Raw genomic sequence first — 536 nt, 5'->3', positions numbered from 1 at the left:
CAGAAAAAATAATCGCACAGCATTCCGTTGGCATATATTGACCACCTTTCTCTCGGATCGTTCTGATACCTTTGACGCCAATGATGTCATATTCGCCCAATTTATCTAGATTATGTTTGGTATAACCGCAGTAAGTGCTGTATATCCATTTTAAATCTTCGAAGTCTTGGCCCTTGGTCAGGGTCAAAATTGCATTAAACAGCTCCTTTACGATGGCATCATAGTATTTCTGTGCTTCTTTTAGGGTGTTAAAGACATAATCTTTGCTTTCTATTGTGACGGTTTTAGCGGCCATGTTTGTTTCCAATTAAAATATTGAGTAAGAGGTTTTTATATTCTGAGAGTAGTAGTAATTATTAACAACGAAAAAAGGGTCAGAGATGGTCTGACCCTTTTACACTCGACAAGTTTCGCTAATTGAATATTTAGCAGAGAAGTTATCCAGCTTCTAAACTATTCAGCAGTAGCTAAGAAATCTGGCAACTCTGCCGCTTGTTTCTCAAGTTTTTTCAGTTTCTTTTTACCGAGGCCGCCCA

Annotated in this window: 1 protein-coding gene; it reads right to left on the bottom strand. The window is 38.1% G+C overall.

All coding sequences use genetic code 11. The annotated features are described in order from the left end of the window. On the bottom strand, positions 1–295 hold a 295-nt coding region (locus ACS8FC_RS20490; RefSeq protein WP_439298135.1), incomplete at its 3' end, for a hypothetical protein. Positions 296–536 lie beyond the last annotated feature (241 nt).

It is taken from the genome of Psychrobacter sp. 1Y4, assembly GCF_051847555.1.
The sequence above is the reverse complement of the archived record's forward strand: the minus strand, read 5'-3'. Positions and strand labels throughout refer to the sequence as shown.